Below are 26,016 nucleotides of genomic sequence, written 5' to 3' on the forward strand. Positions count from 1 at the left end.
AACGAAGGCAAGGAGTCGACAATGGAAAAGAGGAAACGGTTGAAAGCCCTGAGGGGAGCCTTCGCCTGGGCCGGCGCCCTGGCTCTGCTCTTCGCGGGAACGGGTCTCTCCCACGCGGCCTCCACGTGCAGTGACTGTCACGGGATGCCCCCCATCGACGCGGCGTACCGCAACATCACCACCGGCGGCTTCAAGGGGAGCCACCAGACCCACCAGCCGGCAGCCGCCGTGGCGGCCAACTGCGCCGTCTGCCACACCGGCAGCGCCACCTTCGGCACCGACCACATGAGCGGCACCATCACCATGTCGAGCAACCTGAACAACTCGCCGGTGGCAGCGGTCTACAGCAAGGGGGTCTTCTTCAACCAGACCTCCAACCCCGTGCTGGGGAGCTGCTCCAACGTCAACTGCCACTTCGAGAAGACGACCCCCATCTGGGCCAGCGCCAAGCTCGTCTCTCCCAATGACTGCGGCGTCTGTCACGGCAATCCCCCCTCCGACGGCAACCACCCCTCCATTACCGGCGTCGGCAAGAAGCACGGCGACTACTACGGCACCGGCGCCACTTCCTGCGTCAAGTGCCACGTGGACCACACCGTCGAAGCGAGCCCCTTCGCCCATGCCTCCAGCGCCGGCAACCGCCCCCTGAACCTCCAGTTCACCGCCGCTCCCAACACGACGGGGACCTATTCCAAAACGACGGACCTTGCCTACCCCACCTATCTTCCGAGCCAGACCACGGCCGCCAACCGCAACGGCACCTGCTCCGCCATGTACTGCCACAGCGACGGCGCCGGCGGCGCAGCCAAGACGGTGGCCACCTGGGGGGGGACGCTCCCGGCCGACTGTACGGGGTGCCACGGCGGCAATGCCACCTCGGCCAGCCCCATTGTCTCCGGTCTCCACACCCAGCACATCAACCAGGCGGCGGTGCTCGGCACCAACTTCGAGTGCGCCCGCTGCCACAACGGGCCGGTGAGCGCCGGCAACGACCGTGCGATCACCACTCCGGCAAACCACGTGAATGGCACCAAGACCGTCTCCTTCGTTGGCGGCGGCACCTATAACGCCACCGCCAAGACTTGCGCCACCACGGTCTGCCACTCCTCCGGCAAGGCGACGGCGCCCCAACCGGCGGCCCCCTCCTGGACCGGCACGGCGCTCGGGTGCAACGGCTGCCACGGCACCTCCAACACCCTCGGCACCCCCGATTACCCCAACGGCGGCCCGGGTCTCCCTCTGGCCAACAGCCACGTCAGGCACGTGGCCGTGGCCGGTGACTGCGACAAGTGCCATACCAATACCACCACTACCGGCACTGCCATCAAGGCCGGCTCCACCGTCCACACCAACGGCGCCATCGACGTGAACTTCAATACCGCCAAGGCAGGGACCGCCGCCACCTGGACCGCCGCCACGAAGAGCTGCACCAACGTCTCCTGCCACGGCACCGCCGCGCCGGTCTGGGGGGGCACGCTCCCCACGGACTGCACCGGCTGCCACGGCAGCTTCATCACCAGCGTTCTTCCCATCGCCTCCTACAGCCACCCGACCCACCTCTCCCGGGCCTATGGTCCCGGCACCTACCTGGGTTCCACGGTCACCGCCTGCCAGGTCTGCCACGATTACAACACCGTCCAGCCCGACCCGAAACATGCCGACGGCATCGTGGAGGTGCTGAACGCCTCCGGTTCGGCCTGTGCCAAGTGCCACCCCGGCACCCTCCCGACCTGGAGCAATAGCAGCCGGATCGCCTGTACCGCCTGCCACGCCGCCACTCCGTCGGTCCTTCCCAACGGCGTCGCTGCCGCGTACAAGGCGAATTTCGCCACCACCGGCCACGGCCAGACCTTCACCAACTACTCGTCGAGCCGCCGCTGCGAAAGCTGCCATGACGCCAACAGCGCCCATATCTCCGGCGTCCTCGGCGACAACATGCGGCTCCTGCTCCCCGACGACAACACCCAGTGCGCGTCGTGCCACAACAGCGCCGCCAAGGTGCCGACGGTGACGAAGCAGAACGTCCTCTCCCACGTGACCGTCAAGGGAGGGACGCCGACCAGCGACTGCAAGAGCTGCCACGATGTCCACGGCTCCACGAACCTCTCCATGGTGAAGAGCAGCATCGGCGGCAAGACGATCACCTTCTCCAACTTCTCGTCCGGCTTCGTGAAGATCGTGGCCCCCTTCGACGGCCTCTGCCAGGTCTGCCATACCCAGACTGCCCACTACAAGTCCGGGCAGGTGCTGGACGGCCACCCGACCAAGAACTGCCTCTCCTGCCACGGCCACAAGGGGGGTGCCTTCGCCTTCCAGCCGGTCACGGCCTGCGACTCCTGCCATGGCTACCCGCCGCTGCCGACCGGATACGTCAACGGCACGGGGAACTACGCCAACGGCAAGCCCGAGGATTACCCGGGGGGCGGCGGCGCCCACGTCATCGCGCGCCACGTCGTGAAGACGGCAGTGCCGGCCGACGGCTGGACCAACTGCACCATCTGTCACGGCAACGGCTCGCTCAACCCGGCGACCCACACCATGAACCTGCCGGTGACCCCGAGCAAGATCACGATCGACGTGAACGACAAGTACAAGTTCAACCACACCCTGCCGCTCGGTCCGCAGCAGTACAGCGGCAAGCTCCTCGATGGCGGCGCCAACGCCACCGGCAGCTGCTTCAACGTCAACTGCCACTTCAAGGCATCGAAGAAGTGGAGCACCACCCGGTAAGGAAGCCGGCCGGCCGGAGGAAACCCCTCCGGTCGGCCACCTCCTGCCGGTTTGATTTTTCCCCGATTTCTGCTGAACTTGAGAGGTATGCAATCGCATCGATGCGGGCTTCCGTCCGGTGGGGGGCTCTGAAAGGGAAATGGGCATGAGACGGATGATGACGAGACACGTTCCGTGGTTCCTGGCGGCTCTGATGATGCTGGCTGCTCCGGCGGGTGCGGCTTCGGTCTGCAACGACTGCCACGGGATGCCCCCCATCGACGCGCCGTACCGCAACATCACCACCGGCGGTTTCAAGGGGAGCCATCAGACCCACCAGCCAACCGTGGCCGTGGCGTCCAACTGTGCCGTCTGTCACACCGGAAGCGGCAGCTACGGCATGGACCACATGAACGGCAAGGTCGACATGTCATCCAACATCAACACCTCGCCCGTTGCGGCCACATACAGCAAGGGGGTCTTCTTCAACCAGACCTCCAATCCCGTCATGGGAACCTGCTCCAGCGTCAACTGCCATTTCGAGAGAACCACCCCCGTCTGGGCGGGGGCTCAGCTTGCGGCTCCCGCAAGCTGCAGCACCTGTCACGATCTTCCCCCTGCCGACGGGAGCCATCCCGCTCTCTCCGGCTCGGGCAAGAAGCATGGCGATTACTACGGCACCGGCGCTACCTCCTGCATCAAGTGCCACGTGGACCACACCGTCGAGGCCAAGCCCTTCGCCCACGCCTCCAGCGCCGGCAACCGGGGGCTGATCCTTCGGTTCACCGCCGCTCCCAATACGACGGGGACCTACTCCAAGACGGCCAACCTCGCCTATCCGGCATACCTGCCGAGCCAGACCACGGCCGCCAACCGCAACGGCACCTGCACCGCCATGTACTGCCACAGCGACGGTGCCGGCGGCGCCGCCAAGACCACCGCCACCTGGGGGGGGACGCTCCCGGCCGACTGCACCGGCTGCCACGGCGGCAACGCCATCTCGGCCAGCCCCATCGCCACGGGGATCCATCCCCAGCATGTGAACGCGGTGGCCTTTCTCGGCACCAACTACGGGTGCGCCTCCTGCCACAACGGGCCGGTGAGTGCCGGTAACGACCGGGCGATCGCCACCCCGGCAAACCATGTGAACGGCACGAAGACCGTCTCCTTTGTCGGCGGGGGAACCTACGACCCCACGGCCAAGAGCTGCACCGCCACGGTCTGCCACGCCACCGGAAAGACGGGGACCACCCAGCCGGCGGCCCCCTCCTGGACCGGCGCGGCGCTCGGCTGCAACGGCTGCCATGGTACCTCAAACCCCCTCGGCACCCCCGATTACGCCAACGGCGGGGCCGGTGCGGCGCTTGCCAACAGCCATGCCAAGCACGTGACCGTAGCGGCCGACTGCGATAAGTGCCACACGAACACCACTACGACCGGTACGGCGATCAAGGCCGGCTCCACGCTCCACACCAACGGTGCCATCGACGTCACCTTCGACACCGCCCTGGCGGGGACCGGCGCCACCTGGACCGCTTCCTCCAAGAGCTGCTCCAATACCTCCTGCCACGGTACCGGCGTCCCGGTCTGGGGGGGGACGCTGCCGGCGGACTGCACCGGCTGCCACGGCGACGACGCCGCCTCCGTTGCTCCCATCGCCACCGGCAAGCACCCGGCGCACATCAACAACCCGGCGGTCCTCGGGACCGGCAACAATTTCGGCTGCGTCGACTGCCATGCCAAGACCGTCAGCGGCAACCGGACGATCTCCACGGCCGCCAACCACGGCAACGGCTTCGTGGACTACTCCGGCGTCAGGGCGGGGGGGAGCGCGAGATACAGCACCACCACCAAGCTCTGCACCAACATCTACTGCCACAGCAACGGCAACCCGTCCGCCATCGTCTATGCGAACGCGCCGGCCTGGAACAGCACGACGGTCCTCGGCTGCAACGGCTGCCACGGCACGACCAACGCCGCCACCGGCGCCCCCGACTACGCCAACGGCGGCGCCGGGACCGCCACTGCCAACAGCCATCCAAAACACGTGGCCGGGGCGGGGATCGCCGACACCCGCGGTTGCGCCAACTGCCACAGCAAGACCGCCGACGCCGGCGTGGCCGGGAAACTGCGCAACTATTCCACCCTGCACCTCAACGGCCAGCCCAACGTCTATTTCTCCACCGCCATCGGCGGGAGCTACAGCACCACGGCAGCAACCTGCTCGGCCACCTACTGCCACGGCACCGCCGCCTCTCCCCCCTGGGGTTCGGCATCCCTGGCCTGCAGCGCCTGCCACGGAGCCACCAGCGCCCTTCCCGGCGCCCACGGCATCCACTACGCGAGCACGGTCCTGCCGAGCAAGTTCATCAACTACTCCGGCAACGTCAGTTCGGCAACCGTCTATCGCTTCACCTGCTCCTCCTGCCATGCCGCAGGGACCAGCAGAGCGACCCATGCCGGCGGACCGGCCAACGCCAACGGCGCGGCGGAGGTCTTCTACGGCTACACCGCCGCCGGCCAGAAGGGGAGCTACCTCTACGGCACCACCCAGGGGACCGACAACGGCTTCAAGTGGACGAATGGCGGCGCCGGCTGCAATGCCACCTACTGCCACGGCAACGGCCAGGGGGGGAGCGGCCTGGTGGCCGTCTCATGGTCCACCACCGCCAGCAGCGGCACCTGTATCGCGTGCCACGACACGAAACAGACCGGGACGACCGCCACGAAGCTCTCCGGTAAGCACGATGCCCACATGAACCCCACGACGAACACCTCGCTGGGGCTTGGCAACGGCTTCAACTGCATCGACTGCCACGCCAAGACGGTGAGCGGCAACACCACCGTCAGCGACAAGAGCAAGCACGTCAACAAGTTCGTCGACTACTCCGGCGCCAGGGCGGGGGGGAGCGCCCGGTACAGCCGCACCACCAAGGTCTGCTCCACCGTCTACTGCCACTCCAACGGCAACCCGGGGGCCATCGTCTACGTCACCCCGGCCGCCTGGAACTCCGCCACGACCTATGGCTGCAACGGCTGCCACGGCACCACCTCCACCCTTGGCGCGCCCGACTACGCCAACGGCGGCGCGGTCCCGTCCACCACCGCCAACAGCCACGCCAAGCATGTGGCGGGCGCGACCGACACCACCGTCTGCGCCACCTGCCACGTGAAGACGGCGAGCATGACCACCGCCGGCCGGTTCAAGGATTACACCGCGATTTCATACCACCTGAACGGCCAGCCCAACGTCTATTTCAGCGCTGCCAAGGCGGGTGCCACCGCCACCTGGACCCCGTCGAGCGGCACCTGCTCCAACGTGACCTGCCACGGCGGCACGGGGAGCACCGTCGTCTGGGGCGCCGCCGTCAACTGCCAGGACTGCCACGGTGGCGGCGCCGCGGCATCGGTGGCCGACTTCGGCGCCACCTTCTGGAACAACGGCACCATCTCCAAGTTCCAGATGACTGGCACCGGCTCCTGGGCCGACACCGGCCACGGCCGTCCCACCGCCTCGGGCAACTACGCCGGCTCCGGCAATCCTCCGGCCAACTTCGCCGGCATTGCCAACTACTGCGAGTGGTGCCACGACTCCACCGTGGGGCACAACGTCTCCACCAATCCGTTCCGCCTCCGCAACTGGACCGACGCCACCTGGGGCAAGAACGGCGTCTGCATGCTCTGCCATGCCACCGGCTCCGCAGGGGTGACGGTGGGGGGGCAGCTGAGGAACTCCGCCGCCAACAAGGTCGGCGCCGACCACTACGGCGCGAAGCACAGCACGTCGCTTTCCGGCGGCCAGTTCTGCTGGGACTGCCACGACCCCCACGGCACCGGCACCACCAACCAGTACATGATCCGTCCGAAGCCGGCCCTGGTTTCCGATGCCACCACCGGTGCCCCCACGAGCCAGAGCGCCACGAGCGTCGTCTTCACCCTCTCGGCGACCCCCACCGGCACCGACTACGCCAAGAGCGCGGCTCCCTTCAACGGCATCTGCAACGTCTGCCACACGACCACCGGCCACTACACCACCACGGCCGGCGACAGCCACAACTCCGGCACCCGCTGCACCGCCTGCCACTCCCACAACGGCGACGGCACCTCCACAACCAGCGCATTCACGCCGGTGGGCGGCGACTGCACCACCTGCCACGCCTCCCAGCAGGGGACCGGCACCCGCCAGGTGGTGGGGACCGATACGGTCCTTGCTTCGCACCACATCGTGGCGACCACCATCAACCAGAAGTCGTGCCAGGTCTGCCACGAGCAGACGGTCTTCGGCCACATGGTTGCGGGCGACGTGGCGGTGGGGATGTTCAACCAGGATACCGGCGCGGCCCTCACCTACGACGGGACCACCGCCACCGCCTCCAGCCTGGAGGCTTCCTGCAACAGCTGCCACGATGCCAACGGCGCCAGCCGCCTCGGCGCCAACGCCCTGAAGCCGTTTACCGACTCCGGCGACAACACCGTGCCGCCGTTCATCAACTGGTCCACCGGTAAACAGGCCCACGGCGCCAGCATGGCCTGCTTCAACTGCCACGGCAACTCCGCCGGCGTGGCCGGCAACACCCTCAACCCGAAGTACAACGCCCACGGCTCGGCCACGGCCAAGATGCTGCAGTACACCTACACGGCCACGGATACCATGACCACGGCAACCAACTTCTGCTACAACTGCCACGGCACCACGATTGCCGGCGGGGTAACGTCGCCCTCCATCCAGGCCGCCGTCAACCTGTCGGCCTCCATCGGCCACAAGGCCGAGCGGTGCTCCGACTGCCACGACCACCACTCCGCCAAGCCCGGCAACCACACGGTCGGCCCGAACTCGGCCCTGGCCCCCGTGCTGAACGGCGTTCCCGGCAGGGGGGGGTGGCCGGCCACCAGCCCGACCATGGCCACCACCTGGAACGGCACCGGCACCCTCTCCGTCACCTACACCGCCAAGCTGGTGGCGACAAAAGAGTACGAGATCTGCTTCAAGTGCCACGCCGGTTCCGTCCTTGCTCCCACCGGCTACACGGCCGGGGCACTCCGGATGAGCGACCTGGGTCTCGAGTTCAACCCGAACAACAAGTCCGGCCACCCGGTCGTCGCCAGCCTCAATAACTACGGCGGGAGCGTGGCGCCCAAGGCGCTCCTGGCGGCGAACATGGTGGCCCCCTGGACCGCCGTCGGCACCCAGACCATGACCTGCTCCGACTGCCACGGAGCCACCGGCACCGGCGCCAAGGGGCCCCACGGCTCCAGCGTCCGCTGGATGCTGACCGGCACCAACCAGGCGTGGCCCTTCACCACCACCGCCGGCAACGGCACGGCGTCGGGCACCCCGTGGTCTCTGGGGAACCTCACCACCGGCACCGCGCCGAACAAACTGTTCTGTCTCAACTGCCACGTGGTCAACGCCAGCAACGGCATGCACAGCGCGCTGCAGAGCGGCCAGCACTCCACGTGGCAAACCACGGCCCGGGGGGCCTGTATCTCCTGCCACATCCGGATCCCCCACGGCGCCAAGACGGGCCGGCTGCTCCGGACCGGGGCCGCCTCCGTCCTCGGCCGGTACGCTCCGGACGGGAATGGCTCGGAAGTCGGCACGAGTACCCAGCAGGTGCTGGGCGCCTACACCAAGGGGACCCAGACCTCGAACCGGATCGGCACCTTCACCGGCGTCGGCTGCGTCGAGCACGCCGGCGGCACCGATACCTGGTAAGAGGTCACGTGTACCCAGGACCGAGGCCGGGCGCCACGCCCGGCCTTTTTTTCGTCCCCCATCCCCACTGTATTTCGGACCGGATTGCGTTACTATATCGGTATGAAAAAATTCCTTACCGCCAGGATCACCGTCCTCGTCCTCTTTCTGCTGCTGGCGGTCTCTCTCTGCCTCACTCTCGCCATCCCCCAGCAGAGTGTCGGGGCGCCGGTTCCCTCGCTCTTTCCGGGCTCTCCTTTCCTCGCGGCCGTGGTTCATCGCGCCGGGCTGGATCATGTTTTCTCCACCTGGTGGTTCCTCATGGTGGCGGGGCTCATCCTTTTGTCGCTCTCCTGCTCGACGTTCGACCAGTACCGCCTCGCCCGGATGAGGACCGTCGCCGAGGGGCGCCTGCGCTACGCGGAGGAGGCCCCCCTGGCCGTGGCGCCGGCCGACTTCCGCCGTCTCATCCGCCGCTGGGGCTATCTGCCGATCGGTACGGCGGAGGGGGGGCGGTATGTGAAAAGCCCCTGGGGGTACTGGGGGAACTTTCTCCTTCACCTGGGGCTTGCCTGCGCTGCCCTCTTCGCGCTGGTCTACGTGGCCACGGAGCATCGCCTGGCGGTTCGGGTCATTGCCGGAGAGGAAACCCGCCTGACGCCTGAAACGGCCGCGGAGCGAAAGGGGGTGCTGGCGAGCCGGCTTCCCCTGCCGGCGGCGATCCGCCTCGGAGAACTTGAGCCGGCCTTCTGGGAAAACGATCAGCTCCGGGAGCTTTCGTCGACGGGGACGTTCCGGTACGCAGGGGGGGGCGGGGAGCCCTACCGGATCGGGGTGAACGACAAGCTGAACTACCGCGGGATGATCGTCTACCAGAAGAGCACCTTCGGCACCGCCTTCTATCTCGACTTCACCGACGTCGCCGGGCGTCCCTTCAAAGAGCTCTTCCTCCTTCCCCAGCCGCCGCGGCGTGACCGGCCGGGATACGCGGACATGACGGTGGGAGGTGGGAGCTACACCCTGCGCGGAAAGTACCTTGCCGACGCCTCCCGCCAGAGCGTGCTCCCCCGGGATCCGGTGCTGACCCTCCGGCTGATGGGGGGAGGAGAACTTCTCGGCGAGGTGTCGCTGAAGACGGGGGAGAGCGGGGAACTGGGGCCGCTACGGGTCACGCTGCGGAAAACGGCCTGGTGGACCGAGTACCTCATTGAAGGGAGCCGGGGAGTGGCCGGCATCTTCACCGGCTTCGCGCTGATTCTGCTGGGAGTCCTGCTGACCTATTTCTCGGTGCCGCGGGTCGTCACCATTGCCGGCGAGGAGGGAGACCTCCGGGTGGCGTGGCAGTCGGCCCGATTCAACGATTTCTTCCGGGCGGAGCGGGACCGGCTCTTCGCCGCCGCCCGGGGCGAGGAGCACGCATGAGCGGATCGTTTGCGCTGGTGACCGGCCTCCATTGGGGAGGGGTTCTCTTCTACGTGGCGGCGGCCATCCTGGCCTCCTCCGGCATGATCTTCCGGAAGGAGCGCCTGGAACGGATCGGGATGCTCCTCGGCATCCCCGGGGTGCTCGTGCACGGGGCGGGAATCCTGGTCTGGTGGCGGATGGTGGGGCACGGGCCGTACATGGACCGGTTCGAGGTGCTCTCGGCCAACGCCTGGATCGCGGCGGTCACCTTCCTCGTCTTCTCCCGCGTCTATCCGAAACTTCGCAGCGCCAGCATCGTCGTCTTCCCGACGGTCTTCATCATGATCGCCGCCGGCCTCTTCTTCCGGCCGGAGATCAAGAAGCTGCCGCCGACCTTCCGCAGCATCTGGCTCGTGCTGCACATCCTCTTCTACAAGATCTCCTTCGGGGCGTTCCTGATCGCCTTCGCCTTTTCCGTCTTCTACCTGATGAAAAAACGGAACCGGCTCCAGCGGTTCGAGCGGCTGCCGGACCTGCCGGGGATCGACCTCCTCGCCTACCGCTTCACCGGCTTCGGTTTTGCCTTCTGGGCCATCGGGATGCTGGCCGGCTCCATCTGGGCCTACCAGTCGTGGAACATCTTCTGGAACTGGGACCCGGTGCAGACCTGGTCGCTGGTGACCTGGGTGCTCTTCGGGCTCTACCTCCACCTGCGGCGCTTCTTCGACTGGCAGGGAGAGAAGGCGGCCTGGCTCTTCATCGCCTGCTTCATGCTGGCCCTCATGTCGCTCTACTTCACCCCCCTGATCGAGTCGTCGATCCACGCGGAGTATTTCAAATGAAACTGGAAAAAACATCTGCCACAGAGGCACGGAGACACAGAGATAACAATTGCATGGTGATTGAAACAAAAGTCGATTTTTCTGTTTTTACCATTCAGGTATTGAATGGGATTCGAAAAAACTCGGTGATTTCCTTTGTGTCTCCGTGTCTCTGTGGCGCGACTGGTGTTTTTTTGCTGAAGAGGGTTTTGGCCCTGGTGCTGATGTTGGCGGCGCTCTGCGGCTGCTCCGAGAAGGAGAGTAAACCCCGGCCGTCTCCGTCCCAGGCCGGCGCCCCCCTGCCGTCACAGCCCCACCTCCCGCGGGAGGAGCTGGTGAAAATGGTCGTCGAGCGGTACAACGAGCTCCTGGCCGCGGGGTACCGGACCCTCAACATGAACCCGCTGCAGGAGGTGGCGACGCCGGCGCAGGCGGAAAAGGCCTATACCCACATGGCCGCCCTGGGGGAGGGGACGGTGCGGATGGTCTCGCAGCTCAAAAAGATCGATTACGTCCAGCTCCGGTTCCCCGGGGATGAGAAGGCGGAGGTCAAAACGCGGGAGCTCTGGGATTTTGCCTACACCGACATCAAGACCGGCAAGAAGAACGAGGAGGAGAAGGATTTCCCCTACGACGTGACCTACACCCTGGAGAAAAAGGATGGCCGCTGGCTCATCACCGATATCGTGGCGAGTTCCGAGCGTGATGCCCGGCAGAACATGAAGAATAAGCCGGCAGCGGGGCAGGGGGGGCGTCCTTGAATCGACCGCCGGGGCGGCGGCTCGTGGCGTATGGGGTCGTCCTCATCCTTCTGTGCGCCACGGCCCTCGCCGGGATTAACCACTACGGCCTCTCCCGGCGCGTCTACCGGACTGTCGGCACAGTGACCGACGCCACGGTGGACCGGGCAGAGGTGGAGACCCCCGAGAACGCCTACGCCCACTGGCGCACCACCGGGGTGTGGGGCCGGAAGATCCTCTTCTTCGCCGGCGAGTGGGAGAAGATCGCTCCCGAGCGTTTCTTCGACGTGCCGCTGGAGCGGAACTATCCCCTGGCGTTCTTCAACTACGGTAAGGCGCTGGAAGAGCAGCGGCTCGACCGGCGGAGCTTCCTCTACGTCGCCACCGTCACCGGCATCGTGCGCGAGATGGGGGTCGTCCTTCCCGAGGCGATCTACCAACATCTGGCGGAGCAGGCCCGTTCCGCCAAGAATGCCCGCTTTCTGGACGGCGCGGTCTCCCTCACCTATCACGGCCTGCCGCGCACCTTCATGACCCTCCGCCATCTCCGGGCGCCCGCCGAGCCGCTCCTCGTCTACGTCGGCGCCTCGTTCTTCCGCGAGCACACGCCGGAGGAGCTGCGCGCCGCCCTCGTCAGCGCCGGGGTCCGGACCGACAGCCTCGTCCTCTGCCGGATGGCCGGCGACGAGCGGGTTACGCCGGAGGAGCGGGAGCGGCTGGCGGCCTTTGCCCGGCTGCTCGGCATGGCGGCCGCACGTGAGGGGGCGTCATGAGCTCCTTCACGATTCGTCTGATGCTCCTCACCCTGGCCGGCCTTCTTCTCCGGACCCTCTGGCTTCCTTCCCAGCCCGTCTCCTTTGACGACTACATGGTGGGGATCACCGCCATCAACGGCGTGGAGTCGGGGCAGCTGGGACCGACCATGTGGAACCATCCGGGGCTGCGCAACATCCTCGTGTACGGGGCGATGAAGCTCTTCGGCAGCGGCGTGGTCGGGATCAAGGGATGGAACGTCCTTTTCGGCTCCCTCACCATACCACTTCTCGCCGCGGTCACGCGCCGGCTCCTGCAGAGCGAACGGGTAGCCCTCACCGCCGCATTCCTCTGGGCGGTGGAGCCGCTGGCCATAGACTTCTCCCGGCAGGCGATCAACGATATCTACTTGGCGTTTTTCCCGCTGCTCGGTATCTACCTGGTCCTCCGGTACCTTGACGACTACCGCCCCGTCTGGCTCATCCTGGCCGGCATCGCCTGGGGGGGCGGTCTTGCCTCCAAGTGGAGCGCTCTCTTTCCCCTGCTGGTGACCGGCCTCCATCTTCTCTGGCAGGGGCGGCGAGCACCGGCGGAGGTTGCCGGTGGTGCGGCAAGCCGGCTTTTCTGTTACGCCGCAACCCTGGTGGTCCTTCCCGCGACCCTCTATCTCCTCACCTTCCTCCCCTGGTTCGGCCGGGGATACTCCCTGGCGGAGTGGCCGGCCCTGCAGCAGAGCATGTACCTGGAGACGAAGCTCCACACGGGGTACCACGAAACCATCGTGGGGGACCATCTCGCGTGGGAGTGGTTCGTGAAGCCGGTCACCTTCCGGGATCTCTTTTTCAATGCCAGCGACGGCGCAATGGGGAAGATGACCCTTCTGCTGGCGGTGGCTGATCCCCTGGTCTGGCTCCTGGTCCTGCCGGCGGTGGGGCTGCTCCTCTACCGGGGGTGGCGGGAGCGCTCCGCCGGAAAGCTCACGGTCTGTCTCTTCTTTCTCCTCTCCTATCTGCCGCTCGTCGTGGCGCGGCGGCCGATCTGGGTCAATACCGCACTGTCGGTCCTCCCCTTCGCCCAGATGACGGTGGCCTGGCTGATCTGGAGCATCGGGGGCGGGGAGCGCTTCAGGAATCGCCTGGCCGGCGCCTGGCTCGCCGCCGTGCTCCTCGTCTCGGTCGCTCTCTACCTGCCGGTGATCGGCAAGGGTGAACTCCTTCCCGTCATCGGTCCCTCCCTCATGGGGAGGTTTGCCGATGAGCCCCACTACGAGAAGACGCCGTACCTTCCCGCGCCACAACAGCAGTGGCCGGAGCGGCGATGACGCGCGCCCTGAAACTGCTGCGGATTCTTTGGCGGATGCACCGCAAGGCTCCCACCTTTGTCAGCTTCAACGTCTCCGACCGCTGCAACGAGGCCTGCCCCATGTGCGCCGTCTGGCGCGAGCCGGGGCCGGAGCTGCCGGTGCCGGAGCTGGAACGGATCTTTGCCGACCTCGGGCGCTTCGGCCTGATGGTGGTGGAGGTCTCCGGCGGGGAGCCGTTCCTCCGTTCCGACATTTTCGAGGTCTTTGCCCTGCTGGACCGGCTCGGCTTTCTCTATACCACGACCACCAACGGCACCATCGTCACCGACGAGATCCTGGGCCGGCTGCGCCGGGCGGAAGGGCTCCTCCAGCTTGCCGTGAGCCTCGATTCCCTCGACCGGGCGGTCTATGCCCGGCTGCGGGGGGGGGACCTCCTGCCGCAGGTGCTCCGCAACCTCGACACCATTGCCGCCGCGGCGCTCCCCCGACCGGTGAAGCTGAACCTGACCCTGGGACGGCACAACGTCCGGGAGGCGCTGGAACTCCTCCGCTTTGCCCGGGAGCGGGGCTTCTACCTCTCGGTCTTTCCCGTCAACACCGGCCATGGCTTCGCCCATCGCGCCGCCGATCCGCTGCACGAGGCGAGCGCTGCGGAGCGGGAGGAGATGGCGGCGCTCTTCCGCGAGCTCGCCCGGCTGCGGCGGGCGGGCGAGCCGCTCTGGGAGTACAGCGGCTTCTACGAGCTGGCCGCCGACTACGTCCTCGGGAAGGGGGGCGGCCTCTGCGACGCAGGCGAACTCTACGTTGACCTGCGGACGGAAGGCCGGCTCGCCGTCTGCGTCGACCAGCCGGCCTTCGCCGACCTGCGCCGGGAGAGCGTCGCCGCGGCCTGGCCGCGCATCGCCGGGGAGCGGGAGCGGATCAGGCAGTGCGCCGGCGAGACCCCCTGCTGCTACACCTGCACCGCCAACGTCTCCCTCACCGCCGGCCACCAGCTCTCCTTCCTGCTGGAGACGGCCCGTGTCCGGTGGCGCCGGCGCCGGGAGGGGAGGCAGCCATGCCGGTAGCGGAGGGGCGACGGAATGAAGCGCCGGTTGTCGTGCTCGGCGCCGGGCCGGCCGGGCTCACGGCGGCCTACGAGCTTTCGCGGCGCGGGGTCCCGACGGTCCTCCTGGAGCAGGATCGCCAGGTGGGGGGGCTTGCCCGAACGGTGGTGTACCGGGGGTATCGCTTCGACATCGGCGGCCACCGCTTCTTCACCCGCCAGGCCATCGTCCGCGGCCTCTGGCAGACCATGCTCGGCGACGACCTGCTGGTGCGTCCCCGGCTGTCGAGGATCTACTACGGGGGGAAGTTCTTCGACTATCCCCTGAAACCGCTCAATGCCCTGCGCAATCTCGGAATCACGGAGAGCGTGGCGGTCCTCGGCAGCTACCTCTGGCGCAAACTCTTCCCGATCCGCCCCGAGGCGAGCTTTGCCGACTGGGTCACGAACCGCTTCGGCGGCCGCCTCTACCGGATGTTCTTCAAGTCCTACACCGAGAAGGTCTGGGGGATCCCCTGCCACACCATCGGCGCCCAGTGGGCCGCCCAGCGGATCCGTGGGCTGTCGCTGCGGACCGCCATCGTGAACATGTTCTTCCCCCGCCGTCACCAACGGCGCGGGGAGACGATCAAGACCCTCATCGACGAGTTTCTCTACCCGCGGCTCGGCCCCGGCATGATGTGGGAGGCGTTCCGGGAGGCCATCGCCGGCCAGGGAGGGACGATCAGCCTCGGAAGCAGGGTGACCCGCCTGCTGCACGACGGAGAGCGGATCGTGGCGGTGGAGGGAAAACGCGACGGCGAGCCGTTCGCCTGGACGGTTTCCGGGGTGATCTCCACCATTCCGCTCCGGCACCTGATCCACGCCCTCCGGCCGCTTCCCCCCGATGCCGTCCTGGCCGCCGCCGACCGCCTTAAATACCGCGACTTCCTGACGGTGGCGCTCATCGTTGACGTGGCGGAACTCTTCCCCGATAACTGGATCTATGTCCACGACGAAACGGTGCGGGTCGGCCGGATCCAGAACTTCAAGAACTGGAGCCCGGCAATGGTCCCCGACGGGACGAAGACCTGCCTGGGGATGGAGTACTTCTGCGCCGAAGGGGACGATATCTGGGCCATGGCGGACGCCGATCTCGTGGCGCTGGCGACGCGGGAGCTGGCTGCCATCGCCATCACCGTGCCGGAGAAGGTGGTGGATGGCACCGTGGTGCGGATGCCGAAGGCCTATCCGGTCTACGACGAGGGGTATCATGAGGCCTTCGAAACAGTGAAGGGATATCTGGAGCGGTTTGCCAACCTCCAGGTGGCGGGGCGCAACGGCATGCACCGGTACAACAACATGGACCATTCGATGCTGACCGCGATCCTGGCGGTGCGCAACATCTTCGGCGAGCGCCACGACCTGTGGGGAATCAACGCCGATGACGAGTATCTCGAAGCTGGATGGGACATGGAGATCAATTCCCGTCCCGATTTCATGGCCGATGAGCCGGTTCGCCGGGAAACACGGTGAAGGAGAGGGTGGAGGACCTCGGATGCAGTTCTCCGGGGGCTCTTTTCTGTTGACAAGGTTGCGTATTCAACAATAGGATTAAGAACTTGTGCATTTTATACGTAACGTGAGGGGGTTGTGATGGGCAAGGTGTTCAAGGTGGCGGTCCTGCCGGGTGACGGCATCGGTCCCGAGGTGATGGCCGAGGCGCTCCGGGTGCTGGACGCCGTGGAAGCGAAGTACGACGTGAAGTTCGAGCGGACCCACGCCAACGTTGGGGGAGCCGGCATCGACAATGAAGGGAAGGCCCTTCCCGAAACCACCGTGAATATCTGCAAGGCCTCTGACGCCATCCTCTTCGGCTCCGTCGGCGGCCCCAAGTGGGAATCGCTCCCCCCGGACGAGCAGCCCGAGCGGGGCGCGCTCCTGCCGCTGAGAAAAATATTCGGCCTCTACGCCAACCTCCGGCCGGCCATCATCTTCCCGTCCCTTACCGGCGCCTCGTCCCTCAAGGAAGAGGTCATTGCCGGCGGCTTCAACGTCCTGGTCATCCGTGAGCTGACCGGCGGCATCTACTTCGCCCAGCCCAAGGGGATCGAGGGTGAAGGACGCGACCGGGTCGGTTTCGACACCATGCGCTACAGCGTCCCCGAGATCGAGCGGATCACCCACGTCGCCTTCCAGGCGGCCCGCAAGCGCGGCAAAAAGGTCTGCTCCATCGACAAGGCCAACGTCCTCTCCTCGTCGGTCCTCTGGCGCGAGGTGGTCATCGGCATCGCCAAGGAGTACCCGGACGTGGAGTTGACCCACATGTACGTCGACAACGCCGCCATGCAGCTGGTCCGCTGGCCGAAGCAGTTCGACGTCATCCTCTGCGAGAACATGTTCGGCGACATCCTCTCCGATGAAGCCGCCATGCTGACCGGCTCCCTCGGAATGCTCCCGTCGGCGTCGCTGGCCGAGGGGACCTTCGGCATGTACGAGCCCTCCGGCGGCAGCGCCCCGGACATCGCCGGCCAGGGGATCGCCAACCCCATCGCCCAGATCCTCTCCATGGGGATGATGCTCAAGTTCTCCTTCGGCATGGTGGACGCGGCCGATGCCATCGACAACGCCGTGGCAAAGGTTCTCGACCAGGGCTTCCGGACCCGCGACATCTTCCAGGACAAGCCGGGCGAGAGGCTGGTGAACACCAAGGAAATGGGCGACGCGATCATCGCGGCACTGTAACGAATTAATAATCTTCCCGAAAAAGGAGTTCTGCCTATGAAAGTCGGAATCGTCGGTTGGCGCGGCATGGTCGGTTCGGTTCTCCTCCAGCGGATGGTGGAGGAGGGCGATTTCACCATCGGCATCGAACCGGTCTTCTTCTCCACCTCCCAGGCGGGGCAGCCCGCCCCCATGAACGCCGGGACCCTGAAGGACGCCTCGGATATCGCCGAGCTCAAGAAGCTCGACGTGATCATCACCTGCCAGGGGGGCGACTACACCAAGGCGGTCCACCCTGAGCTGCGCAAGCAGGGATGGCAGGGGTACTGGATCGATGCCGCCTCCACCCTCCGGATGGAGGAGAGCGCCGTCATCATCCTCGACCCGGTCAACCGCAACGTCATCGACGCGGCCCTGGCCAAGGGTCAGAAGGACTTCATCGGCGGCAACTGCACCGTCAGCCTCATGCTGATGGGGCTGGGGGGGCTCTTCCGGGCCGGCCTCGTGGAGTGGCTCACCTCCATGACCTATCAGGCCGCCTCCGGCGCCGGCGCCCCCAACATGCGCGAGCTCCTCTCCCAGATGGGGGTCCTGCACGGCTCCGTGGCCGAGCTTCTCAAGAATCCGGGTTCCGCCATCCTCGATATCGACCGCGACGTGACCGCCACCCTGCGCGGCGACGCCATGCCGAAGAAAGAGTTTGGCTCCCCGCTGGCCGGAAACGTCCTCCCCTGGATCGACCGGGAGGTGGAGGACGGTCAGAGCCGCGAGGAGTGGAAGGGGTTCGCCGAGACCAATAAGATCCTCGGCACCACCACGCCGATCCCGGTGGACGGCATCTGCGTCCGCGTCGGCGCCATGCGCTGCCACAGCCAGGCCATCACCATCAAACTGAACAAGGACCTGCCGCTGGCCGACATCGAGGAGCTGATCAAGAACGACAACCAGTGGGTCAAGTTCGTTCCCAACACCAAGGCCGAGACTCTGGCCGACCTGACCCCTGCCGCGGTTTCCGGGCTCCTGACGGTTCCCGTCGGCCGGGTCCGCAAGATGAAGATGGGCCCGCAGTACGTCCAGGCCTTCACCTGCGGTGATCAGCTCCTGTGGGGGGCCGCCGAGCCCCTGCGCCGGATGCTCCGCATCCTCGTGGAAAAATAGCGGGAGGAAACGCATTTGAGCAAGCAGTGGAACATCGCTGTCGTCGGCGCCACCGGCGCCGTCGGCAGCCAGATGATAGAATGCCTCGAAGAGCGGGATTTCCCGGTCGGGAAGATCAGCTATCTGGCCAGCGCCCGCAGCGCCGGTCAGGTGCTGGAGTTCAAGGGGAAGCCGGTCGTGGTGGAGGAGTTGACCCGCAACTCCTTCGAGGGGGTCGACATCGCCCTCTTCTCGGCCGGCGGCGACCGTTCCCGGGAGTTCTGCCCCGCCGCTGCCGCGGCCGGTGCCGTCTGCATCGACAACTCCAGCGCCTGGCGCATGGACCCGGACGTGCCGCTGGTGGTCCCCGAGGTGAACCCCCAGGCTATCGCCGGCTATGGCAAGAAGGGGATCATCGCCAACCCCAACTGCTCCACCATCCAGATGGTGGTGGCGCTGAAGCCGCTTCACGATTACGCCACCATCCGGCGAATCGTGGTCTCCACCTACCAGGCGGTTTCCGGCACCGGCAGCAAGGCCATTGCCGAGCTCGACCGGCAGGTGAAGGGGCTGCTCCAGGGGAAGTCTCCCGACGTTTCGGTCTATCCGCACCAGATCGCCTTCAACTGTCTCCCCCAGATCGACTCGTTCGAAGAGAGCGGCTACACCAAAGAAGAGATGAAGATGGTCAACGAGACCCGGAAGATCATGGCGGCGGATATCCGGATCACCGCCACCGCCGTCCGGGTGCCGGTCTTCTACGGTCACTCCGAGTCGGTGAACATCGAGACGGAGAAGAAGCTGACGGTGGCCAAGGCACGGGAGCTTCTGAAGAAGGCCCCCGGCGTGAAGCTCGTGGATGATCCGGCCAAGGGGCGCTACCCGATGCCGATGGACGCCGCGGGACAGGACCTTACCCTTGTGGGCCGGATCCGCGAAGACGAGTCGATTGAGAACGGCCTCAACCTCTGGGTCGTGGCCGATAATATCCGCAAGGGGGCGGCGACCAATGCGGTTCAGATTGCCGAGATCCTGGTCGGGAAGTATCTGAAGTAGCACGTTTCGTACGGGCGGAATATACGAACCCCCGGGTCCTGCCGGGGGTCTTCTTTTTTGGGGACGCGGTTCTGGCATGCGGAACATCAAGCTGATCATCGAATACGACGGAACCAACTACGCCGGCTGGCAGGTGCAGCCCAACGGGGTCTCGATCCAGGAGACAATGGAAACGGCGCTGGGGGCCCTGCTCAAGGGGCCGGTGCGCCTCCATTCGTCGGGGCGTACCGATGCCGGAGTCCACGCCCGCGGGATGGTGGCGACGTTCAGCACTGACAGCATGGTGCCGCTGCGGGCATTTTCCGACGGCCTCAACTCACTTCTTCCTCCTGACATTGCCGTTGCCTCTTCCGAGGAGGTGCCGCTGGAATTCCATCCCCGCTTCGATGCCCGCGGCAAGCACTATCGCTACAGCCTCTACCGGGGTGGACGCCGCTCGCCGCTGGCACGGCTGTGCGCGTGGCATGTCAGGGGAGAGCTGGATCTGGCCGCGATGCGGGAGGCGGCAAAGCTCATGGTGGGGGAGCATGACTTCGCCTCGTTCCGTACGGCGGGGTGCGCGGCAAAGACAACGGTGCGCCGCATCGATGCCGTTGATGTCGGCGAAGAGGGCGGTTTTCTCCGCGTGGATGTCCGTGGCTCCGGCTTTCTCCGCAACATGGTGCGGATGATGGTGGGGACCTTGGTGGAGGTGGGGCGGGGACGGCGAACTCCAGAGGCCGTGGCGCTCCTTCTCTCCCATCCCGGCAGCTCGTCGGCGGGACCGACGGCCCCCCCCCACGGCCTCTGTCTCGAAGAGGTTTACTACTGATTTTGACGGTGACTTTTTTCTTGACAGCGACACTCACGCATAGTACCATCCGTCCTTCGCTGAGAAGAGCGTTCACTATTTATTCCATCCAGCGTGCGAGGGTTCGATGAAAACGACGAAGGTAGCAAAGAAGGAAGAAGTGACCAGGGAATGGTTCCTGGTTGATGCCGATAGCAAGGTCCTCGGTCGCGTGGCCACGGAGATCGCCAACATCCTCCGTGGGAAAAAGAAGCCGACCTATACTCCGAGCGTCGACACGGGCGATTTCGTCATTGTCGTCAACGCCGAGAAGATCGCCCTGACCGGCAACAAGATGGCCGACAAGGTCTACTACAGCCACTCCGGCTTCCCCGGCGGGCTCAAGGAGATCACCGCCGGCAAGCTCCTCGAGAAGAAGCCCGAGGATGTCATCCGCAAGGCGGTCAAGGGGATGCTCCCCAAGAACAAGCTGGCCCGCCACATGCTCAAGAAGCTCAAGGTCTATGCCGGGGGCGCGCATCCGCACGAGGCTCAGCAGCCCAAGGTTCTCGACATCTAATCGGATCACGAACAACGATCAGGAGATAACGAATGGCAGGTATCAGCTACTACGGAACGGGTAAGAGAAAGTCGTCGGTTGCCAGGGTTTGGCTGCGGCCGGGGACCGGGAACATCGTCATCAACAACAAGACCATTGACCAGTATTTCGGGCGCGAGACCTCAAAGATGGTCGTCAAGCAGCCGCTGGAGCTGGTTGAGAAGGTCGGCGAGTTCGACATCTACGTGAATGTCCGCGGCGGCGGCGATTCCGGGCAGGCCGGCGCCATCAAGCACGGCATCACCAAGGCGCTTCTCGGGGCCGACGGTGCGCTGCGCGGCACGCTCAAGAAGGCCGGGTTCATCACCCGCGACTCCCGCATCAAGGAGCGCAAGAAGTACGGCAAGGCGGCTGCCCGCCGGAGCTTCCAGTTCTCCAAGCGTTAATCGGTTGTTGGTGGTTATGTCATTGCAGGGGGAAATCCGTTCCGGGTTTCCCCTTTTGCGTTGGTGGTCTCCAGTGGGGGGAGTGATGAAAACGTCAGGCCGGGGAGGAGTTGTCACATGCTGAAAGTTGCCGTGGTTGGAGCCAGTGGCTATACGGGGGTCGAGCTGTTGCGGCTCCTCCATTGTCATTCCGAGGTTGCGGTTACCTGTATCACCTCCGAGCAGAGCGCCGGCAGGCCGGTCGCCGACGTCTTTCCGACCCTGCGCAAGCGTTACGGCCAGATCTTGGAAAATCTGGAGCCGGTCAGGGTGGCCGAGAAAGCCGACTTTATCTTTACGGCGCTCCCCCATAAGGCGGCCATGGAGGTGGTTCCCACGTTTCTGAAACTCGGGAAGCGGGTCGTGGACCTGTCCGCCGATTACCGCTTTCACGATGCGGCGGTGTATGAGACGTGGTATGAGCCCCACATGAACCCCGAACTGCTGGCCGAGGCGGTCTACGGCCTTCCCGAGGTGCGGCGCGATGCGATCGTCGACGCACGGCTCGTGGGAAATCCCGGCTGCTATCCGACCAGCGTCATCCTTGCACTCCAACCGCTGCTCCGGCATGGACTCATCGATCCCGCCACTATCATTGCCGACTCCAAGTCGGGGGTCTCCGGGGCCGGGCGCGGCGCTAAGGTTGACAACCTGTACTGCGAAGTGAACGAAGGGTTCAAGGCTTACAGTGTGGGGGGCGTTCACCGGCATACGCCCGAGATCGAACAGGAGCTGTCACTTCTTGCCGGTGCGAAGGTGACGATTTCGTTCACCCCCCATCTCGTCCCGATGGACCGGGGGATCCTTTCCACGGTCTACGCCCGGCTGACGGCCGTGAAAAGCCGGACAGAGCTGGTCGAGCTCTATGAGGAGTATTACGAGGGAGAGCCCTTCGTCCGTGTCCTCCCGGCTGGCAGCTATCCGTCCACCGCCCATGTCCGGGGTGCAAATTTCTGCGATCTCGGCATTGCGGTCGATGAGCGCACGGGCCGGGTCATCGTGGTGTCGGCCATCGACAACCTGGTGAAGGGGGCTGCCGGGCAAGCCGTCCAGAACATGAACATCATGAATGGCTTCCCCGAGGGGATGGGGTTGGAAGGGCTCCCGCTTTTCCCGTAAGCTGCCATGGCGTTTCTCCCCCTTACCAAAGAAGAGGCAGCCGCGCGGGGCTGGCCAGAGTTTGACGTGATCTTTGTCACGGGCGATGCCTATGTCGACCACCCCGCGTTCGGGGTGCCTCTCCTGGCGCGGTGGCTCGAGTTCCACGGTTTTCGGGTCGGTATCATTGCCCAGCCGGACTGGAGATCCAGGGAGCCGTTCATGGCGCTTGGCCGGCCCCGGCTGTTCTTTGCCGTTTCCGCCGGCGCCATGGATTCCATGGTTGCCCACTATACCCCGGCCCGCAAACTGCGGCACGATGATGCCTACACGCCGGGAAACCGCCATGGCGCCCGGCCGAATCGGGCCACCATCGTCTATACGTCGCGGCTAAAAGAGTGCTTTCGCGATGTTCCGGTGGTGATCGGGGGGATCGAGGCATCGCTCAGGCGTCTCGCCCACTACGATTTCTGGGAAGACAAAGTCCGTCGCTCCCTGCTGGTCGATGCCAAGGCCGACCTGCTCGTGTTCGGCATGGGGGAGCGGCCGCTTTTGGAGATGGCGGAGCACCTGCGGAGAGGCGAGCCGTTTTCTTCACTGACCGATATCCGCGGTACAGCCCGCATGGCGCGGGAGGTCGGGGCCGATGCGGTCATCCTTCCGTCCTTCGAGGAGGTTGCGGCGGACCGCCTCCGCTATGCCGAGGCCTTCCGACTTGCTGCGGGAGAAACCAATCAATACTGCGCGCGAATGGTTGCCCAGCGCCACGGGGAGCGGTACGTGGTCTGCAATCCACCGGCCTTGCCCCTCTCTGAAGCCGAGATGGATGCGCTCTATGCGCTTCCCTTTACCCGGGCACCCCATCCGTCGTATCGGGAGACGATTCCTGCCTACGACCAGATCAAAGCCTCGGTGACGACGCATCGGGGGTGCTTCGGAGGGTGCTCGTTCTGCGCCATTACCCATCATCAGGGAAAGTTCATCCAGTCGCGCAGCGAAGCGTCCGTTGTTCGCGAAGTGGAGCGCATGGTGCAGATGCCGTGGTTCCGGGGGAGCGTGTCGGATGTGGGAGGGGCAACTGCCAACATGTATGGGCTGGGGTGCGGGCATCCCGAAGCCGGCGAGCGTTGCCGACGGGAGAGTTGTCTCTATCCGCGCCCCTGTCGTCATCTCGTTGTCGCGGATCGGCGGGCTGCCGGCCTGCTCAGGCGCGTGAAGGGGATCCGTGGTGTAAGGCATGTGACGGTCACGTCCGGGGTTCGCTACGATCTTCTGGAACGACAGCCCGGATATCTTGAGCAGTTGCTGGGTCACCATGTGGGGGGGCGACTCAAGGTAGCGCCAGAACATGTTGTCGGCCGCGTCACGGATCTTATGCATAAACCCGGTGCGGAATCGTTCGAGCGCTTTCTGGCGCTCTTTCAGCGCGAAAGCGCCCGGCTCGGCAAGCGGCAGTTTGTCGTTCCGTATCTCATGTCGGGGCACCCAGGGTGCTCCCTCGAGGATATGGTGGAGCTGTCGCTCTTTCTGAGAAAACACGGAATGCGGGTGGAGCAGGTGCAGGATTTTACACCGACACCGGGGACCCTTTCGACGTGCATGTACCACACCGGGCTCGATCCGGTGACTGGCGAGCAGACCTATGTTGCGAGGAGCGACCGCGAGAAGCGTCTGCAAAAGGCACTTCTCCTGTGGCACCAGCCGGCCGAACGGCGCTCTGTTCTTGAGGCGCTGCGGGCCTGTGGCAGAGAGGATGCAGCTCGTCTTTTGCTTGACAACGAGAGGAGTGGGCATCCCGTTCGTGCAGGAGGGGCTGCGCCATCCCGGCGAGGCAGGAAATAGGAGGGTTGCCATCACGTCTGCAAGTAAAGTTCTTGACAACTATTGCTCTGTGTATTATATAAAGTTTCTTCGCATGGCGAAAAAAGCTTGACCAAGCCGTGAAAAGCAGGTAATAGACTTCTTCGCGCTGGCGTAGCTCAACTGGTAGAGCAGCTGACTTGTAATCAGCAGGTTGCGGGTTCAAGTCCTGTCGCCAGCTCCATAGCAAAGGCCTCTTCAACTGGAGGGATTCCCGAGCGGCCAAAGGGAACAGACTGTAAATCTGTCGTCGTACGACTTCGGAGGTTCGAATCCTCCTCCCTCCACCATAAAAACCTTCAGAGGTCGAGCAGGCATTGCCGATATCCAGGAGACATGAACGGTCGATTGGACTGGGTGCGGCGGGTATGCAAGGTCTCACAGCTTCATTCATAAGTTTTGGCGGGAGTAGCTCAGTTGGCTAGAGCATCAGCCTTCCAAGCTGAGGGTCGCGGGTTCGAGTCCCGTTTCCCGCTCCAAACTTCGTTAAGCCCACATAGCTCAGTAGGTAGAGCACTTCCTTGGTAAGGAAGAGGTCACCGGTTCGAATCCGGTTGTGGGCTCCATTTTTCTCATTTCGTTGCAGGCGAGAAGCGATTCTTAAAAACGATTGTCCGGGAGGAAATCCTAAATGGCAAAGGCAAAATTCGAGAGGAAGAAACCGCACGTCAACATAGGAACGATTGGTCACGTTGACCACGGCAAGACCACGCTGACCGCGGCCATCACCAAGGTTCTTGCGGAGCGCGGCCAAGCAGAGTTTCGTGCATTCGACCAGATCGACAATGCACCGGAAGAGCGTGAGCGTGGTATCACCATCGCCACCGCACACGTCGAATACGAAACCGAGAACCGTCACTATGCCCACGTTGACTGCCCGGGCCACGCCGACTACGTAAAGAACATGATCACCGGTGCGGCTCAGATGGACGGTGCCATCCTCGTTGTCTCCGCGGCTGACGGGCCGATGCCCCAGACCCGCGAGCACATCCTGCTTGCCCGCCAGGTAGGCGTTCCCTACATTGTCGTCTTCCTGAACAAGGCCGACATGGTTGACGACGAAGAGCTTCTGGAGCTCGTCGAGCTCGAGATCCGGGAACTGCTCTCCTCCTACGACTTCCCAGGCGACGATATCCCTATCATCAAGGGTTCCGCCCTCAAGGCCCTCAACGGCGACAAGGACGAGCTCGGCGAAGAGTCCGTGCTGAAGCTGATGGAAGCCGTCGACAACTACATCCCCGAGCCGGAGCGCGCCATCGACAAGCCGTTCCTGATGCCGGTCGAGGACGTCTTCTCGATCTCCGGTCGCGGCACCGTCGCCACCGGCCGGGTTGAGCGCGGCATCGTCAAGGTGGGCGAAGAAGTCGAGATCGTCGGCATCAAGACCACCGTCAAGACCACTGTCACCGGTGTCGAGATGTTCCGCAAGCTCCTCGACGAAGGTCGCGCCGGCGACAACATCGGTGCTCTGCTGCGCGGCGTAAAGCGTGAAGACATTGAGCGCGGCCAGGTACTCGCGAAGCCGGGGAGCATCACCCCGCACACCAAGTTCAAGGCCGAGGCGTACATCCTGACCAAGGAAGAAGGTGGCCGTCACACCCCGTTCTTCAACGGGTATCGTCCGCAGTTCTACTTCCGGACCACCGACGTGACCGGCGTGGTAGACCTTCCTGCTGGCACCGAGATGGTCATGCCTGGCGACAACGTCGCCGTGACGGTCAACCTGATCACGCCGATCGCCATGGACGAAGGGCTTCGCTTCGCGATTCGCGAGGGTGGCCGTACTGTCGGCGCCGGGGTTGTTAGCTCGATTATCGAATAACGCAGTCAAAGAGGGGGTGGAGGTGACTCCGCCCCCGTATTATTCGCGGTAAAGGAA

18 protein-coding genes and 4 tRNA genes are annotated in these 26,016 nt (G+C 65.0%); all 22 read left to right on the top strand.

The window, feature by feature from the left end:
* The first annotated feature begins 21 nt into the window (after positions 1–21).
* The 22 genes from GPICK_RS03145 (at position 22) to tuf (ending at position 25,959) form a co-directional block, all read left to right on the top strand.
* The gene (locus GPICK_RS03145) at positions 22–2,730 is read left to right on the top strand and encodes a CxxxxCH/CxxCH domain c-type cytochrome (protein ID WP_039740443.1); all 2,709 of its coding nucleotides are present in this window, start codon (positions 22–24) and stop codon (positions 2,728–2,730) included.
* Between the two features lie 157 nt (positions 2,731–2,887).
* Positions 2,888–8,425: a CxxxxCH/CxxCH domain c-type cytochrome gene (locus GPICK_RS18080; RefSeq protein WP_236685634.1), complete on the top strand. Its 5,538-nt coding sequence runs from the start codon at positions 2,888–2,890 to the stop codon at positions 8,423–8,425.
* A 102-nt stretch (positions 8,426–8,527) separates the two neighbouring features.
* Positions 8,528–9,826, top strand: coding sequence for a cytochrome c biogenesis protein ResB (locus tag GPICK_RS16530; RefSeq protein WP_052263257.1), 1,299 nt, complete (start codon positions 8,528–8,530; stop codon positions 9,824–9,826).
* Positions 9,823–10,650 carry a cytochrome c biogenesis protein gene (locus GPICK_RS03160; RefSeq protein ID WP_039740444.1) on the top strand — a complete coding sequence of 276 codons (828 nt, stop codon included), beginning with the start codon at positions 9,823–9,825 and terminating at the stop codon, positions 10,648–10,650. The genes GPICK_RS16530 and GPICK_RS03160 overlap by 4 nt, the downstream gene beginning before the upstream one ends.
* Positions 10,651–10,823: 173 nt before the next feature.
* A complete protein-coding gene (locus GPICK_RS03165) occupies positions 10,824–11,390 on the top strand; it encodes an ABC transporter substrate-binding protein (RefSeq protein WP_144400027.1) in 567 nt (188 codons plus the stop codon).
* Complete coding sequence (locus tag GPICK_RS03170; protein ID WP_039740445.1) at positions 11,387–12,142, top strand: hypothetical protein; 756 nt, start codon at positions 11,387–11,389, stop codon at positions 12,140–12,142. The genes GPICK_RS03165 and GPICK_RS03170 overlap by 4 nt, the downstream gene beginning before the upstream one ends.
* On the top strand, positions 12,139–13,443 hold the full coding sequence (locus tag GPICK_RS03175; protein ID WP_039740446.1) for a phospholipid carrier-dependent glycosyltransferase: 1,305 nt from the start codon (positions 12,139–12,141) through the stop codon (positions 13,441–13,443). The genes GPICK_RS03170 and GPICK_RS03175 overlap by 4 nt, the downstream gene beginning before the upstream one ends.
* On the top strand, positions 13,440–14,492 hold the full coding sequence (locus GPICK_RS16535; RefSeq protein WP_052263259.1) for a radical SAM protein: 1,053 nt from the start codon (positions 13,440–13,442) through the stop codon (positions 14,490–14,492). The genes GPICK_RS03175 and GPICK_RS16535 overlap by 4 nt, the downstream gene beginning before the upstream one ends.
* Positions 14,483–15,985, top strand: a complete 1,503-nt coding sequence (locus GPICK_RS03185; RefSeq protein ID WP_052263260.1) for an NAD(P)/FAD-dependent oxidoreductase — start codon at positions 14,483–14,485, stop codon at positions 15,983–15,985. Before GPICK_RS16535 ends, GPICK_RS03185 begins: the two co-directional genes overlap by 10 nt.
* A 120-nt stretch (positions 15,986–16,105) precedes the next feature.
* Positions 16,106–17,194: a 3-isopropylmalate dehydrogenase gene (gene leuB / locus GPICK_RS03190; RefSeq protein WP_039740447.1), complete on the top strand. Its 1,089-nt coding sequence runs from the start codon at positions 16,106–16,108 to the stop codon at positions 17,192–17,194.
* Positions 17,195–17,230: 36 nt separating this feature from the next.
* Positions 17,231–18,331: an aspartate-semialdehyde dehydrogenase gene (asd, locus tag GPICK_RS03195; RefSeq protein ID WP_039740449.1), complete on the top strand. Its 1,101-nt coding sequence runs from the start codon at positions 17,231–17,233 to the stop codon at positions 18,329–18,331.
* A gap of 15 nt (positions 18,332–18,346) precedes the next feature.
* A complete protein-coding gene (locus GPICK_RS03200) occupies positions 18,347–19,366 on the top strand; it encodes an aspartate-semialdehyde dehydrogenase (RefSeq protein ID WP_039740452.1) in 1,020 nt (339 codons plus the stop codon).
* A 76-nt stretch (positions 19,367–19,442) separates the two neighbouring features.
* Complete coding sequence (truA, locus tag GPICK_RS03205) at positions 19,443–20,177, top strand: tRNA pseudouridine(38-40) synthase TruA (protein WP_039740454.1); 735 nt, start codon at positions 19,443–19,445, stop codon at positions 20,175–20,177.
* 106 nt (positions 20,178–20,283) lie between these two features.
* Entirely contained in the window at positions 20,284–20,715 is a 432-nt protein-coding gene (gene rplM, locus GPICK_RS03210; RefSeq protein WP_039740455.1) for a 50S ribosomal protein L13, read from the top strand.
* A 32-nt stretch (positions 20,716–20,747) separates the two neighbouring features.
* Positions 20,748–21,140: a 30S ribosomal protein S9 gene (gene rpsI, locus GPICK_RS03215; RefSeq protein WP_039740457.1), complete on the top strand. Its 393-nt coding sequence runs from the start codon at positions 20,748–20,750 to the stop codon at positions 21,138–21,140.
* A gap of 117 nt (positions 21,141–21,257) precedes the next feature.
* Positions 21,258–22,298 carry an N-acetyl-gamma-glutamyl-phosphate reductase gene (argC, locus tag GPICK_RS03220; protein ID WP_039740459.1) on the top strand — a complete coding sequence of 347 codons (1,041 nt, stop codon included), beginning with the start codon at positions 21,258–21,260 and terminating at the stop codon, positions 22,296–22,298.
* A 6-nt stretch (positions 22,299–22,304) separates the two neighbouring features.
* Positions 22,305–24,119: a YgiQ family radical SAM protein gene (locus GPICK_RS03225; protein WP_052263261.1), complete on the top strand. Its 1,815-nt coding sequence runs from the start codon at positions 22,305–22,307 to the stop codon at positions 24,117–24,119.
* A 126-nt stretch (positions 24,120–24,245) separates the two neighbouring features.
* Positions 24,246–24,321: transfer RNA gene (locus GPICK_RS03230), tRNA-Thr, on the top strand.
* Positions 24,322–24,341: 20 nt separating this feature from the next.
* Positions 24,342–24,427 (top strand) — tRNA-Tyr (locus GPICK_RS03235).
* Between the two features lie 112 nt (positions 24,428–24,539).
* Positions 24,540–24,616 (top strand) — tRNA-Gly (locus GPICK_RS03240).
* A gap of 11 nt (positions 24,617–24,627) precedes the next feature.
* A tRNA-Thr gene (locus GPICK_RS03245) sits at positions 24,628–24,703 on the top strand.
* 65 nt (positions 24,704–24,768) lie between these two features.
* A complete protein-coding gene (gene tuf, locus GPICK_RS03250) occupies positions 24,769–25,959 on the top strand; it encodes an elongation factor Tu (protein ID WP_039740461.1) in 1,191 nt (396 codons plus the stop codon).
* Positions 25,960–26,016: the final 57 nt, after the last annotated feature.

The sequence above is a fragment of the Geobacter pickeringii genome, from assembly GCF_000817955.1.
Taxonomy (GTDB): Bacteria; Desulfobacterota; Desulfuromonadia; order Geobacterales; family Geobacteraceae; genus Geobacter; species Geobacter pickeringii.

Excerpts from the sequence above, each read along its gene's own strand:
- GPICK_RS03145 (WP_039740443.1), top strand. The coding sequence starts at position 22 with ATGGAAAAGAGGAAACGGTTGAAAGCCCTGAGGGGAGCCTTCGCCTGG.
- GPICK_RS18080 (WP_236685634.1), top strand. The coding sequence starts at position 2,888 with ATGACGAGACACGTTCCGTGGTTCCTGGCGGCTCTGATGATGCTGGCT.
- GPICK_RS16530 (WP_052263257.1), top strand. The coding sequence starts at position 8,528 with ATGAAAAAATTCCTTACCGCCAGGATCACCGTCCTCGTCCTCTTTCTG.
- GPICK_RS03160 (WP_039740444.1), top strand. The coding sequence starts at position 9,823 with ATGAGCGGATCGTTTGCGCTGGTGACCGGCCTCCATTGGGGAGGGGTT.
- GPICK_RS03175 (WP_039740446.1), top strand. The coding sequence starts at position 12,139 with ATGAGCTCCTTCACGATTCGTCTGATGCTCCTCACCCTGGCCGGCCTT.
- GPICK_RS16535 (WP_052263259.1), top strand. The coding sequence starts at position 13,440 with ATGACGCGCGCCCTGAAACTGCTGCGGATTCTTTGGCGGATGCACCGC.
- GPICK_RS03185 (WP_052263260.1), top strand. The coding sequence starts at position 14,483 with ATGCCGGTAGCGGAGGGGCGACGGAATGAAGCGCCGGTTGTCGTGCTC.
- leuB (WP_039740447.1), top strand. The coding sequence starts at position 16,106 with ATGGGCAAGGTGTTCAAGGTGGCGGTCCTGCCGGGTGACGGCATCGGT.
- asd (WP_039740449.1), top strand. The coding sequence starts at position 17,231 with ATGAAAGTCGGAATCGTCGGTTGGCGCGGCATGGTCGGTTCGGTTCTC.
- truA (WP_039740454.1), top strand. The coding sequence starts at position 19,443 with ATGCGGAACATCAAGCTGATCATCGAATACGACGGAACCAACTACGCC.
- rplM (WP_039740455.1), top strand. The coding sequence starts at position 20,284 with ATGAAAACGACGAAGGTAGCAAAGAAGGAAGAAGTGACCAGGGAATGG.
- rpsI (WP_039740457.1), top strand. The coding sequence starts at position 20,748 with ATGGCAGGTATCAGCTACTACGGAACGGGTAAGAGAAAGTCGTCGGTT.
- argC (WP_039740459.1), top strand. The coding sequence starts at position 21,258 with ATGCTGAAAGTTGCCGTGGTTGGAGCCAGTGGCTATACGGGGGTCGAG.
- GPICK_RS03225 (WP_052263261.1), top strand. The coding sequence starts at position 22,305 with ATGGCGTTTCTCCCCCTTACCAAAGAAGAGGCAGCCGCGCGGGGCTGG.
- tuf (WP_039740461.1), top strand. The coding sequence starts at position 24,769 with ATGGCAAAGGCAAAATTCGAGAGGAAGAAACCGCACGTCAACATAGGA.